8 protein-coding genes, 2 tRNA genes and 2 pseudogenes are annotated in these 12,751 nt (G+C 69.8%); 4 read left to right on the top strand and 8 right to left on the bottom strand.

Features of this window, described 5'->3' with window-relative positions:
* Positions 1 to 69: 69 nt before the first annotated feature.
* On the bottom strand, positions 70 to 432 hold the full coding sequence (locus OHN74_RS22235) for an HGxxPAAW family protein (protein ID WP_327696310.1): 363 nt from the start codon (positions 430 to 432) through the stop codon (positions 70 to 72).
* Between the two features lie 85 nt (positions 433 to 517).
* Here OHN74_RS22235 and OHN74_RS22230 point away from each other — a divergent pair, with 85 nt between their 5' ends.
* Complete coding sequence (locus OHN74_RS22230) at positions 518 to 1,027, top strand: helix-turn-helix domain-containing protein (RefSeq protein ID WP_327696309.1); 510 nt, start codon at positions 518 to 520, stop codon at positions 1,025 to 1,027.
* Between the two features lie 42 nt (positions 1,028 to 1,069).
* Here OHN74_RS22230 and OHN74_RS22225 read toward each other — a convergent pair whose 3' ends face one another.
* The 3 genes and pseudogenes from OHN74_RS22225 to OHN74_RS22215 form a co-directional block, all read right to left on the bottom strand.
* On the bottom strand, positions 1,070 to 1,747 hold the full coding sequence (locus OHN74_RS22225; RefSeq protein WP_327696308.1) for a class I SAM-dependent methyltransferase: 678 nt from the start codon (positions 1,745 to 1,747) through the stop codon (positions 1,070 to 1,072).
* A gap of 286 nt (positions 1,748 to 2,033) precedes the next feature.
* Complete coding sequence (locus OHN74_RS22220) at positions 2,034 to 3,188, bottom strand: hypothetical protein (RefSeq protein WP_327696307.1); 1,155 nt, start codon at positions 3,186 to 3,188, stop codon at positions 2,034 to 2,036.
* A 274-nt stretch (positions 3,189 to 3,462) separates the two neighbouring features.
* Positions 3,463 to 3,648 (bottom strand): annotated as a pseudogene (locus tag OHN74_RS22215) (IS110 family transposase); the annotation flags it as partial.
* Between OHN74_RS22215 and OHN74_RS22210 the strand changes: the two are divergent.
* Positions 3,613 to 3,845 (top strand): annotated as a pseudogene (locus OHN74_RS22210) (NUDIX hydrolase); the annotation flags it as partial. The pseudogenes OHN74_RS22215 and OHN74_RS22210 overlap by 36 nt on opposite strands.
* A gap of 349 nt (positions 3,846 to 4,194) precedes the next feature.
* On the opposite strand, the gene OHN74_RS22200 reads toward OHN74_RS22210, so the two are convergent.
* A tRNA-Arg gene (locus OHN74_RS22200) sits at positions 4,195 to 4,267 on the bottom strand.
* A 205-nt stretch (positions 4,268 to 4,472) separates the two neighbouring features.
* Positions 4,473 to 4,563, bottom strand: a tRNA-Ser gene (locus tag OHN74_RS22195).
* A gap of 273 nt (positions 4,564 to 4,836) precedes the next feature.
* Here OHN74_RS22195 and OHN74_RS22190 point away from each other — a divergent pair.
* Together OHN74_RS22190 and OHN74_RS22185 are read left to right on the top strand one after the other, a co-directional pair.
* A complete protein-coding gene (locus OHN74_RS22190) occupies positions 4,837 to 5,343 on the top strand; it encodes an SSI family serine proteinase inhibitor (RefSeq protein WP_327696306.1) in 507 nt (168 codons plus the stop codon).
* Positions 5,344 to 5,612: 269 nt separating this feature from the next.
* Entirely contained in the window at positions 5,613 to 10,139 is a 4,527-nt protein-coding gene (locus OHN74_RS22185; RefSeq protein WP_327696305.1) for a PAS domain-containing protein, read from the top strand.
* A 100-nt stretch (positions 10,140 to 10,239) separates the two neighbouring features.
* Here OHN74_RS22185 and OHN74_RS22180 read toward each other — a convergent pair whose 3' ends face one another.
* Together OHN74_RS22180 and OHN74_RS22175 are read right to left on the bottom strand one after the other, a co-directional pair.
* Entirely contained in the window at positions 10,240 to 11,916 is a 1,677-nt protein-coding gene (locus OHN74_RS22180; RefSeq protein ID WP_327696304.1) for a long-chain fatty acid--CoA ligase, read from the bottom strand.
* A gap of 176 nt (positions 11,917 to 12,092) precedes the next feature.
* A complete protein-coding gene (locus OHN74_RS22175; protein ID WP_327696303.1) occupies positions 12,093 to 12,665 on the bottom strand; it encodes a SigE family RNA polymerase sigma factor in 573 nt (190 codons plus the stop codon).
* Positions 12,666 to 12,751: the final 86 nt, after the last annotated feature.

Below are 12,751 nucleotides of genomic sequence, written 5' to 3'. Positions count from 1 at the left end.
AGATTACGGGGTACCACTGACAACGCGCCTTCGGGCGTCAAATGCGCAGGTCAGAAGGGTTAGTAGGGGTCAGACACGTTCCGGAAGGGCGTCGGCGCCCTCGGCGGCAACGGCCGTACGGCTCATACTGCCCGCCCGCCGCTCCCGCCCCGCCAGCCGGCACCCCACGCACCCCGAGTGCCCGGCCTTCGCCGAGTGGTCCCGCTTCCGCATCGGCCACTCCCCGACGGGCCGCACACCCGGCGGCTTCCCCCACCCGGCGAGATGCAGTGTCCAGGTGACCAGGAGAGCGACCGCCGATATCGCCGTGCCGCCCACCACCGCGAGAACCGAGGTCGTGCAGACCCCCAGCCCCAGCACACAGGACCCGACGGTCGCGATGGCGGTGCCGGTCCAGCCTGCGACGGTGTGTCCCTCGTCGTATGTGCTCACGTCCGCACTCCCCAGTAGAATCGAGAATCTCTCACGCCGTAAGTAGTTTAGACACAAAATCTCTCACGAGCTAAGGCAATTCGCGATGCACGGCACGCCCGACACCCCCGGCACACCGGGCGGCACACCTCGCCCGCCCGCGACCGCCGCCCAGATGCTCAAGGAGATGGACCACACCATCGCGACGCACCTGCTCAGCCAGCAGGAGATGGCGCGCCGCCTCAACATGAACGTCACGGACATCACCTGCTTCGCCTACGTCCTGGAAGCGGGCGAGGACCTGCTCACCGCCGGCGACCTGGCCGAGCGCGCGCACGTCACCACGGGCGCCGTCACCGGAATCCTCAACCGCCTCGAACGCGCGGGCTACATCACCCGCCGCCCCGACCCCAGCGACCGCCGCCGGGTACGCGTGGCCGCCGAACCGGCCGCCGTCGCCCGGGCATACGCCCTCTACGAGCCCTACTACGCCCGCCTGGCCACCCTCATCGCCGACTACTCCCCCGACGAAGTCGCCGTGCTGGCCGACTGGTTCACACGCCAGGGCAAGCTGGCCCGGGACTACATGGACGAGATCCGCGGGACGGACATCTGAACGGGGCCTCGGGAGAGGGCGCGGAGAAGGCCGGGAAAGAGGTCAGCTCTGCTTCGGCTGACGCCACACCAGCGTGTACCGCCAGAAGAGCCGCCGCCGCACCCGGCACCCGGGCAGCACCCGCCGCGCCTCCCTCACCACCTCACCGAACCCCATCTCCGCAGCCCGCGTCCGCGCGGTCATCGAAACCGGCCGGGACGCCGGCCTCCCCCTGTTCTTCACCCAGGCCATGAGGAGGTTCGCCGGAATGGCGAGGCCTCCGAGCAGATGATCGACAGGACTCTCGGCCCGTGCCAGCCCAACGACAACCAGCGTCCCGCCGGGTGCCAGTTGCCGCCGGAAGAGCGCGAGCGCGTCGGCGTAGGGAAGGTGGTGAACGACGGCGACACAGGTGATGACGTCGTACGAACCGTCCTGTCCGTCGGAGAACCCGGTCATCGCGTCCGCGGCGGCGAACGTGACGGGGAGCGTGGGGGAAGTGAGTTCCCGGGCCCGGTGGACGATCGCGGGATCAGAGTCGACCCCGAGCACCGACGACGTACTCCGCCCGGCCAGCAACCGCACCAGGTCACCGCTGCCGCACCCGACATCCACAGCACGCCCGTACCGCCTCGGCAACTGCCGCAGGATCCACGGGTGGTAGTGGGCGTTGTGGTCCCAGGGCCGGGCGGCATGAAATCGCTCAAGTGCGCGCAGCACGAACGGCGGCAAGATCGTCATCCGGCAATCCTGACGACGCCAGGGCAAGCGGACAACGGCTCAGGGCTCAGGGCAACCGCAGATGCCCCGCGCCTGAAGATGACCAGAGACCCCGAGCCCCCGAGACGCAGGGGCTCACAGGCTCACAGGCCTGTTGGCGTCGGATCAGCTGCCCGGTGAAGCTCACCTCTCGGGGCCGGTGTACTCGGCGCCCGCCGCGCCTCTGTTCTCGTACCGGGCACAACTTCCATATGCCTTGTGTGTCTACTCCATGCGCGTACGCGCCACCGCCCACGTGCCGAAGGGATCACCGTCCGAGGCGCGCGTGTCGGCGGAACTGCTGGAATCGCACGAAGCTCAGAAGAGAGAAGGACGGCAGCTTGTAGGCGAGCGTGTCACCCGACTTCGTGATCATGAAGAGTGACCCTCGCGAGGCGTAGTCAGGCAGGTTGAGCCCCATGGGGGCGACCACGGCCTTCGCCTGCCGCCAGGCAACGGAGTAGCTGTCGTTCCCCTCCAGGGTCGCGGGCATGTAGAAGACGCACTTGTGCAGCAGGCCCGCTCGGTGGAGCAAATCGATCTCCCACTGCGTTCCCGGGAAATCCAGCGGCACCACGACGATCAGCTCGGCGGGCCCGACAAGCTCGGCAACGAGGTCACGCCAAGTCTCCTCGGTAGCCGTGATCTTGCCCGTAGAAGGCACATGGAGCGGAACGAAGGAGACCGGCGGAATCGTCTCGACGGCCCGCGCGAAGCCAGACACCATGGCGCCTGCCTCACCGACGGCGACGATCGGCCGATGGCTCGGGAGTGACGCTGCCAATACGGCTTCGAAGTCTTGCTGAATGTTCGCGACATCGTGACCGTCGCCGGAATGCATGACCCCGTTCATGAGGGTGGCGAGCCTGTCCGCTGTGGCAAACGGCCGCAGGTACAGGCTGTATGCAGGGGTACGTCCGGCACGGACCCATTCCCCCAACCGCTGAGCCCTGCGATCCCTCACTCTCTGCCGGGCACGGTTCTCCAGGTTGATCAGGCCGAATATCGGCGTGGAGACAAAGATCGACACGAGGTAGCCGAAGAGGAAACTCAGAATGAACCCAGACCCGAGCGCGACCACCGCAGCAACCGGATAGGCCACCAGCTTGATCAGAAGGGGTAGCCCGGTCAGCCAGTCCGCACCGAAAAGAAACCGGAAAGGCATGAACGGGAGGTACATCAGGAATACGGAGCCACGTAGCAGCTCGGTGTGTGCTGCGGAGATCAGCACAACAGCGAACAGTCCCGACCGCGCCAGCGGGCCCAAGTTCACCGGCAGGAACAGCAGTACAAGCACTGCGGCGAGCATCACGTACAGGAACCGCACATCGAGCAAGGAACCGACCGCGAGCACTGTCACCGAAGGCAACAGGAGATAGCCACTGGCCACGACCCGGGCTCCCACCGCACTGACCGCCGTCATGATCCTGAGGATAGATAAGAGGAAGTCACCGAGGAACCCGATTCCGAGAATTGGAAGCTCGGCACTCCACTTCGGGCCCGCGAAGACAAACCTGCGGGCGAGCGACGCATCACCCCGGGCATTCAAGTCCGAGATCCCACAAGTCAATTCCCTGCAAGCTCTGAGAACAGCAGAACGATTCACCACGTTGCGAACATGATGCCGAACATGGTCACGTAGACGGCAGCGAACTTCCCGGAACCCATTGCTCCACGTGACCCACTGGCCAATAACGAAGGGCTCCGACGGAGGCGTTCTGGCCCACGATCACCAGCGCGCCACCAAACTTCACGGTCAGCTTGTCGAAGACGGCCCGAAGTTTCGGCTCGCCGGTGGGCAGTTGGCTGTCGAGGGCATTCTTCCCAGCCGAGGAGGGGCCGGAGAAATGGAGTGGAATACCCACGGCGAGCGAGAGATCCACACAAACAAGTGGGTGGTCTGTTTCTGGCGCACATCCGGCAGCCTGACGGGGCCAGGTGGGAGTACCACGTCGTTCGCCTCCGGCACCTGGCCGTGGCGGCCGTGGTCAACGACCGCCAGGAGGTGCTGATGATGTGGCGGCACCGCTTCATCACGGACTCGTGGGTCTGGGCGTTGCCCATGGACCTGGTCGAGGACAGCGGCTCCCTCGCCGGCCTCCTGTACGTACTCATGGACGAAGCGATCCACTGACCGGCAGGAAAAGTCCCGTAGCCGTGCCTCGAAGGCCAGGGCTACGTCTCGCTTCCTCTTGGTCCAGTTGCGCACGGGCCAGCCAGAACGCGTGAACGCCCGCCCACGTTGGCTGCTGCTGTTCTCCCGCCGCAGAGCATCCGCGATCAAGAACTCGACGGTCGCGGCCTCCCCGAGTCGGCCGTGAGCAATCGAACCTCGTACACCGTGACTGGAGACAGGGCCCGGGCGCGCTGATGTCATCCGTGTACGTCAAAGGCCCCGCCGGTTTACCCGGCGGGGCCTTTGACCTGTGTGCACTCGGCAGGATTCGAACCTGCAACCTTCTGATCCGTAGTCAGATGCTCTATCCGTTAAGCTACGAGTGCTTGTGTCTTCTGTTGTGTTTGCTCTTCCTTCCGGGTTTTTCTACCCGGTCGGCGTTGCGGGAACAACATTACATGACTGGCGGCGTGAGGTGAAATCCGTTTGCCTCACCCTGTCTGACCTGCGAAAACGACCGTTCGGGGCCTGTTGGAGCTCCTGGAACGACCGAAGCCCCGGTCGTCATGACCAGGGCTTCGGGACGAGGTGCGGAGGCGGAGGGATTTGAACCCTCGATGGGATGTAAGTCCCAAACCGCATTAGCAGTGCGGCGCCATAGACCGGACTAGGCGACGCCTCCAGCACAACCTCCCGCGCGAGCGCGAGTGGTGCGTGCAGATGATGACACAGACGAGCGCGGTGTCACCAATCGCCTCCCACGGTACTAGGCAGGTGGGGCGCAGGGCAAAGCCGTTCTGCCGACCGATGCCGACCGATGCCGTGCGGTGGCACGGGTGCTGCCCGGTGCTTCCCCGACCCCGCTCCTTGCCACCTGCCCTCGCCCTCTGCCTCCTGCCCCCTGCCCCCTGCCCCGCTCGCGCAACGTCCTCCGGCGTCAGGCGTTAGTCAGGTCATGTTCAAGGTCAACGCTCATGCCCCTCGCGCCCTCCGCCGCCTCGTCTTCGCCGCCACCGCCGGCGTCTCCCTCGCCGCGGCCTCCTTCTCCGCCGTGCCCTCGGCCGCGTACGCCGACACGGGCCCCCAGGCCCGCCCCTTCACGCCCTTCGCGCCCCTCCTCACTCCCATGGGACGCGCCTCCGACCGCCTCACCGTCACCGTCCGCGGCACCGGTGGGCGCGGGGACGGGCGGTTCGAGTTGGCCTGTCATCCCGGGAGCGGCAGTCATCCCGACGTCGACGGAGCCTGCGGGTCGCTCGACCGGGGGGCGCGGTGGGGGAAGGACCCGTTCGCCCCCGTGTCCCCCGACAGCGTCTGCACGATGATGTACGGAGGTCCGGCGACCGCACACGTGACCGGGACCTGGGCCGGGCGTCCCGTCGATGCCACGTTCGACCGCAGCAACGGGTGCCAGATGGACCGCTGGAACCGGCTCGTACCGCTGCTGCCCGATCTTCGGTGAGCCCCCGCCGAGCTCCCCGGCCAGGCTTCTGACCGGCGCGGCAAGGCATCCGAGGGCTCTCACACCACAGTCACAGGAGCCCCGTAGCGCATATGTGGTGTGAAAGGCGCCGTCACAGCCTCTCTGTCACTTCGTCGTGCGACCTCCCTCTCATCCGGCGTCGCGAGCGCAACCACTGCCCTTAGACTCCCTCGCGTGACACGTTGCGGGCCGGTAGGCAAGATGGCGCCCGCGGTAGGCAAGGTGCGGTAACAGGGAGGAAGCGTCTCGTGAGCAGCAGGCCATCCCGAGGCGCTGCTCGCCTCGCAGCCATACTCGACGCGCTGCCCGATGCGTTGGTGCTGGTCAACGCCAACGGGACCGTCGTCAACGCCAATACGATCGCCCTCGGGGCCTTCGAGACGCCGGGCACAGCCCTCGTCGGGCGCGGGCTGCTCGATCTGCTGCCGGAGTTCGACTCCCGGCTGATCCCGGGCACCATGCGGCGGCCCGATTCCATGGACCCGCACGGGCAGACCAAGCCGACCCGGATGATCGCCCGGCGGACGGACGGGAGCGAGTTTCCCGTCGAGGTCACCAGTGCGAATCTTGAGAACGGCCAGCAGGCGTACGACAGCTACGGCTACACCAATGACGAGCTGCTCATGCTCGTCGTACGGGATCTGTCGGGCACCGTCGACACCGAGGCCGAACTCGCGCGTTCGCAACGCCAGACCGAGATGATCCTGCGCGCCGCCGCGGAAGGGGTCGTCGGGACGGACACCGAGGGGCGGGTCGTTCTCGTCAATCCGGCCGCCGCCCAGATACTCGGTTACCGGGCCAGCGATCTCGGCGGGCGCGAGTTGCACACGCTCGTCCTGCACTCGCGTGCCGACGGCGAGCCCTTCCCGTACGGCGAGTCGCCGCTCGCCGACACCCTGCGGTCCGGGCGCAAGCACCGGGTGCGCGGGCAGGTGCTGTGGTCCAAGAGCGGGGACCCGGTCTCCGTCGATCTGACGACCGCGCCCGTGCGGGACGGCGACCAGCTCGTCGGCGCCGTGATGACCTTCACCGACCGGCGTCCGTACGACTCCCTCGCCGAGGAGAAGGACGCCGCCGACAAGCTGCACGAGGAGGAGCTGGAGCGGGTCGCCGAGGAGCACGCCTCCGAGCTCACCGCCCTGCGCCAGCAGCACGTCACCGAGATCGAGCAGCTGCGCGAGGAGCACGAGGAGGAACTCGCCGCGGGTGAGGACCGGTACGCGGCGCTCGCGGAGCGCGAGAAGGACCGGTACGAGGCCCTGGCCGGACGGCAGGAGCAGTTGCTCGTGCTGCTCGGACGTTCGCTGCGCGGCCCCCTCGACGAGCTGCGCCGCGAACTGGCCACCCTCGCCGCCGACGACGCCGGGCAGCTGTGGCCCGAGGCCAACCAGGTGCTGCACCATCTGTCGGCCGGTTACTCGCGCATCACCACATTGGTCGACAACGTCCTCTCCTACCAGCGGCTCGACACGGGCGTCGACTCCATCACCCGTACGAAGGTGATGCTCGACGCGGTCGTCGCCGCCGGTGTCGACGGGGCCGTCGAACTGATCGGGCCCGGGCGCGTCCAGTTCGCCGTGCACGCGCCGCCCATAGAGGCAGAGGTCGACCCGCAGCGCCTGGCCACCGCCCTGGCGCACCTCGTCGCGGACGTCGCCGGCGTCGACGCGACCGGCAATTCACCCGCCTCCGCCGGCGGTTACATGGACAACACGGTCGTCGTGGCCGCCGCGCAGCGCGGTGAGGTCGTACGGATCGAGGTGCGCGGCCCGTATACCGGGGGAGACCCGGTCCACGAGCCGATCGTGCGCGGGATCGTGCGCGCCCACGGCGGAGTGCTCCAGACGCACGAGGTGCCGGGCATGAGCGGCAGTGCGTACGTCCTTGAGGTGCCCATCGGGGGTGGGGCGGGCGCGGTGGCGGCCGAGGCCGAGGCCGAGGTCCCGCAGGCGGGTGTCGGCGCCGAGCTCGCCGTTCCCGAGCAGGCAGCGGGCGGCGGCGACAGCAACGGCAACAGCGGTGTCAGCGGGCGGCGACGGGCGCGGCGGTCGTCTGTGGACGCCTTCCTGGAGGCCGACGTTCCGGAAGCCGCCGCCGAGGCCGACGTCGAGTCCGGTGACTCCTCCGGCAACGAGGCGGTCGCGCCCACCGGGCGGCGGCGGAGGCGTGCGGCCGAGGAGGCCGCCGTGGCTTCCGCGCCCGCCCCCCAGGCCCAGCCTCAGCCTCAGGAAGTGCAGCCCACGGCCGAGGGTGACGGCGGTACGGGGCGTCGGCGTGGTCGGCCCAGCCCCGCCGACGCGGGCGACGCGAACGGTGGCGACGGTGTCTCCTCCGGCGCCGTCGTCATGGCGGGCGAGTACGGCGCGGGCACCGCTGCCGCAGGAACCGGCCTGGGCGGGACGGTGCCGCCTCAGGGCGTGCCCGGCGCGCCGGGTCGGCGCGGCGGAGGCGAGCAGCACGCGTTGCCATCCGGGCAGCCCGCGCTGCCCGCGGCTCCTTCCGGGGCCATCGGCGCGGAGGGTGGCGCCGACGACGGTGCGGACGGGCAGCCCACAGGGCGTCGACGCCGGGCCTTGGCGGCCGCGGCCGAGCGCGGCGCGGCGCAGGAGGCGGGCCCCCGTCCGGTGTTCGCCCTGCCGCCGGCGGAGGCCGACCGGACGACCGACGAAAGCTCCGCCGCGGTGCCCGCCGGGCCTGTCGGCGACCGGTTCGACGACGGTGGCCGGCATGACGGGCTCATGCACGATCCCGACGACGACCACACCCCGCCCCAGCCCCACCCGACCTCCGCTCCGACCGGTCGCCGCCGTGCGCGCCAGGCCCCGGAGCAGCCGGGCGTCGTGCCTCCGGGCGGGATTCCCGGCCAGGCGGTTCCCGTGCAGGCGGCTCCGGCGCAGGCAACGGCCGCCCAGGCCGCCACCGGCCCACAGGGCGGCGTGCCGGGACAGGGGCAGGCCATGCCCGGACAGGCAGTTCCCGCCACACAGGTCGCGCAGAACGCGCAGGCCTCGCAGGTCGCACAGGCCATGCCCGGACAGGCAGTTCCGGCTCAGGGACTTCCCGCGCAGTCGGCGCTGGGACAGCCGGTCGCACAGCCCGTCCCCGGTCAGCCGCTCCCCGGTCAGCCCGTCCCGGCACAGGGCATCCAGGGCCAGCAGGTTCCCCAGCAGGTTCCGCAGCAGGCCCCCCAGTCCGTTCCTCAGGCCCAGCCCCAGCCCCAGCAGGTCCCGGCGCAGGGTATGGCCCCCCAGGGCGCACTCGGCCAGGGGCTCGCCCCCGGCCAGGCGATCCCCGCTCAGGCCGCCCCCGCCGCCCAGCCCCAGCCCTGGCCCCCGGCCGACGACGCGACCCCGGACGCCGGCACCGCCGTAGCGCCGCACCCGAACAACCCGGCCGCTGCTCCTGGCGTCGCCCCCGCGCCCCAGGCGGCAGCCGCTCCCCTCCCGCCCGAGCGGGTCGCGCAGCCACGGCTGGGGCAGGCGCTGCCCGCCGAGGCCGCCGCCGCGCCGGTCGACCCGAACTCGACGCAGGGGCGGGCGATCAGCGTGCGGACGCTCGGGCAGGGTGTGCCGTTCACCCGGCAGGCGGCGCAGGTACAGACACCGGGCCAGCCGCAGACGGCGACGCCTCCGCACGGCACCAACGGCTCGAACGGCTCCGGCCGTCGCCGCAAGCTCGGTACCCGGCCCGAGCCCGCCGGCCAGCCGGAGACGACGGCCCGCCCGCACCCCCAGACAGGCCAGGCCGCCCCCGCCGCGCCGGTCCCGGCTCAGCCCTCCCTGGCCGGCCAGGCGCCCCTGCCGGGCCAGCCGTCCCTCGCCGGGCAAGCACCGCTCGCCCAGGCGCCGTTGCCCACGCAGCCCTCGCTCGCCGGGCAGACCCAGCTCGCCCCGGGCACTCCCCGGCTTCCCGGGTTCACCGAGGGGGCCGGGCGCTCGTACGCCATAGGAGCACCGGACGAGAACGCCGCCGAGGGGCCCGAGCCGCTCGACGGGCCCGGCGGAGCCGTCGAGGTCTCCGACCAGCCGCAGCCCCGGCCCATGGACGACGAGCTGCCGCCGGAGCCGCTGGACAACCCGCGTCGGCTGCTGGTGTGGCCCGCGCCGGACGTCACCACTCAGCAGGCGCTCAGCGACCGCGGGTACCGGCCCGTCATCGTGCACTCGCGCGAGGAGGTCAACGCACAGATCGCGGCCTTCCCGGCGGCGCTGTTCGTCGATCCGCTGACCGGGCCGATCACCCGGACCGCCCTGCAGTCGCTGCGCCAGGCCGCCGTGGCCGCCGAGGTTCCGGTGCTGGTGACGGCCGGACTCGGGCAGGCGACGCGCGAGGCGGCGTACGGCGCCGATCCCGCCGTACTCCTGAAGGCGCTCGCCCCGCGTGACAGTGAGCAGCATCCGCCGCGGGTCCTGCTCATCGAGGAGCACGCGGAGATCGCGCTCGCGCTGACGGCGACGCTGGAGCGGCGCGGGATGCAGGTCGCGCGGGCCGCGAGCGACGCCGACGCGGTCACCCTGGCCTCGCAGTTGCGGCCGAACCTGGTGGTCATGGACCTGCTTCAGGTAAAGCGTCGCAGGGCCGGAATCGTGGACTGGCTGCGGGCGAACGGGCAGTTGAACCGCACCCCGCTGGTCGTCTACACGGCCGCCGTCGACCAGGCCGACCTGCCGAGGCTCGCTTCTGGCGAGACGGTGCTGTTCCTCGCCGAACGGTCCACCAGTACCGAGGTGCAGAGCCGGATCGTCGATCTGCTCGCGCGTATCGGAACCAATTGACGGCCCGGATCAACAGCGCTAATCGGCTTATTACGTATACGGGTTGGGGCATGTTTCACGTGAAACATGCCCCAACCCGTACGTCGGCCTCAGTCGGCCGTCAGAGCTTGGTGACGTCCAACTCGCCCTCCGCGTACTGCTTGCGGAGCACCTTCTTGTCGAACTTGCCCACGCTCGTCTTCGGTACCGACTCGATGATCGTCCAGCGCTCCGGGAGCTGCCACTTGGCGATCTTGCCCTCGGTGGCGAGGAAGGCGCGCAGGGACTCGAAGTCGGCGGTGGAGCCCTCCGACAGCACGACGGTGGCCAGCGGGCGCTCGCCCCACTTGTCGTCGGGGACGGCCACGACGGCCGCCTCCATGACGTCCGGGTGGGCCATGAGGGCGTTCTCCAGGTCGACGGAGGAGATCCACTCGCCGCCGGACTTGATGACGTCCTTGGCGCGGTCGGTGAGCGTCAGGAAGCCGTCCGGGCTGATGGTGCCCACGTCGCCCGTCTTGAGCCAGCCGTCCTCGCTGAACTTGTCGGCGGGGCGCAGGGGTTCACCGTCGGGGCCGTTGTAGTAGGAGCCCGCAATCCACGGGCCGCGCACCTCCAGCTCGCCGGCCGATTCGCCGTCCCAGGGGAGACGTTCGCCACCGGGGCCGCTCAGCCGGGCCTCGACGCTCGCCGGGAAACGGCCCTGCGTGATGCGGTACGCGAACTCCGCGTCCGTACCCACCGCATGGGCCGGCGGACGGGCGATCGTGCCGAGCGGGGAGGTCTCCGTCATGCCCCAGGCGTGGCAGACGCGCATGCCCAGCTTGTCGAAGGCCGCCATCAGGGCGGGCGGGCAGGCGGCGCCGCCGATGGTGACCTGGGTGAGGGACGAGACGTCCCGGGGGTTCGCGGTGAGCTCCAGGAGGAGGCCCTGCCAGATGGTGGGGACGGCGGCGGCGTGGGTCGGCCGTTCCTTCTCGATCATCTCGGCGAGCGGGGCGGGCTGGAGGAACCGGTCCGGCATCAGCATGTTGACGCCGGTCATGAAGGTCGCGTGGGGCAGTCCCCAGGCGTTGACGTGGAACTGGGGGACCACGACGAGGGAGGTGTCCTCGTCGGTCAGGCCCATGGACTGCGCCATGTTGACCTGGAGGGAGTGCAGGTAGATGGAGCGGTGACTGAACACCACGCCCTTGGGGTCGCCCGTCGTGCCGGAGGTGTAACACATGGCCGCGGCCGCGCGTTCGTCGAGCTCGGGCCAGTCGTAGCCGGTCGGCTTCCCGGCGACGAGGTCCTCGTACTCGTGCACCTGCGCGTGCGAACCGGCGAGGGCGGAACGGTCACCGGGGCCGGAGATCACGACATGCTCGACCGTCTTGAGGTGCGGGAGCAGCGGGGCGAGCAGCGGCAGCAGCGAACCGTTGGCGATGATCACCTTGTCGGCGGCGTGGTTGACGATCCAGGCCAACTGCTCAGGAGGCAGCCGCAGGTTGAGGGTGTGCAGGACCGCGCCCATGGACGGGATCGCGAAGTAGGCCTCGACGTGCTCGGAGTTGTTCCACATCAGCGTGGCCACGCGGTCGTCGCCGACGACTCCCAGGTCGTCGCGCAGGGCGTGTGCGAGTTGCGCCGACCGGGCTCCGATCTCGGCGAAGGAGCGGCGCTGCGGTTCGGCCTCGCCGGTCCAGGTGATGACCTTCGAGTCGCCGTGGATCGTCGACCCATGGGTCAGGATCCTTGAGATCAGCAGCGGTACGTCCTGCATGGTGCTCAGCACGGCGTCCTCCCGGGGCTTCATTGCCTACTCGGTGGTAAAGGTTGTGCTGATTCTGCGCACATACCGAGCGGTACGTCACTAGGAGAGAGTGATCGATCAGATCACGTCCTGCCTCGGGAACTACCGGCGATCACCATAGGTTCCCCTTCGGCGACCAACAGACGGAGCTTGGGGGAGCTTGGTGGAGCCTGGCGGAGCTATTTGGCCAGCACCAGCTCGGGGTCCTCGCGCAGCTTGCCGAGCGCCCGTGAGACGGCCGACTTGACCGTGCCCACCGAGACCCCGAGCACCTCGGCCGTCTGGACCTCGCTCAGGTCCTCGTAGTACCGCAGCACCACCATCGCCCGCTGCCGCGCCGGCAGTTTCATGATCGCGCGCCACATCGCGTCGTGCAGCACCTGCTGGTCCGCCGGATCGCCGACCGGCGCCCCCTCGGGCTCGGGCAGCTCGTCGCAGACGAACTCGTCGACCTTCCGCTTCCGCCACTGCGACGTCCGCGTGTTCAGCAGCGCCCGGCGGACATAGCCGTCCAGCGCGCGGTGGTCCTCGATCCGCTCCCACGCGACGTACGTCTTGGTCAGCGCGGTCTGCAGCAGGTCCTCCGCGTCGCTCGGATTGGCGGTGAGCGACCGCGCGGTACGCAGCAGCACCGGACGGCGGGCCTTCACGTACGACGAGAACGAGGGGTACGAGGTGTAGGACGCGAACGACAGGGTCTGCGTCGCCGGCGTAGCCGCGTTCGAAGCGCTGGTGCAGACGAGTGTGGTCATGGCTCTACGCTAGGTTCGCCCCCTACTCCGGCGGATCGGCCGCAGGTCCCGAAGCCACGTCCGCCTCAGGTTGTAGGAAGGGGGCT

The sequence above is a fragment of the Streptomyces sp. NBC_00459 genome, from assembly GCF_036013955.1.
Taxonomy (GTDB): domain Bacteria; phylum Actinomycetota; class Actinomycetes; order Streptomycetales; family Streptomycetaceae; genus Streptomyces.
The sequence above is the reverse complement of the archived record's forward strand: the minus strand, read 5'-3'. Positions and strand labels throughout refer to the sequence as shown.